This window comes from Dehalococcoidia bacterium (assembly GCA_025054935.1).
Lineage (GTDB): Bacteria > Chloroflexota > Dehalococcoidia > SpSt-223 > SpSt-223 > JANWZD01.
In genome coordinates this window covers 1-545 of record JANWZD010000078.1, presented here as the reverse complement: position 1 = coordinate 545, position 545 = coordinate 1, and the positions used below count along the sequence as shown (strand labels likewise).

At 67.7% G+C, this 545-nt stretch carries 1 protein-coding gene; it reads left to right on the top strand.

All coding sequences use genetic code 11. The annotated features are described in order from the left end of the window. The coding region (locus tag NZ773_16350; GenBank protein ID MCS6803495.1) for an ATP-binding protein at window positions 1-545 on the top strand (545 nt) is incomplete at both ends.

Genomic DNA, 545 nt, shown 5'->3' with positions numbered 1-545 from the left:
ACGAAGCCACGCCCGAGGACGTGGCCCGCATCTTCGGCGGCGAGGACGAGACGCACTGGCACATCGGTGAGCCGCTCGATATGGAGAACATCAAGGTCAATCTCGACCTCAAACGCTTCGTCGAGCGCTCGTCCGGCGTGTTCGGCAAGAGCGGCACGGGCAAGAGCTTCATCACCCGCACCATCCTGGCCGGCATCGTCCGAGCCAACGTCGCCGTCAACCTGATCTTCGACATGCACAACGATTACGGCTGGGCGGTGCGCGACGAGCACGGGCGCGAGTACAAGGGGCTGCGCCAGTTGTTCGGCGACGGGCGCGTGCACGTCATCACGCTCGACCCGCAGACCTCGCGCGCGCGCGGCGGCACCGTGGACGGCGTGCTGCAAATCGGCCTCGACCAGATCGAGCCGGAGGACGTGGAGATGCTGGCCGGCATCCTCGGCCTGAGCGAGGTGCAGGTGGGCGCGCTCTTTTACCTGCGGCGCAAGCTGGGCCGGGACTGGGTGGCGCAGCTGCTGGACGAGCACGACACCGCCGCCGTGGAC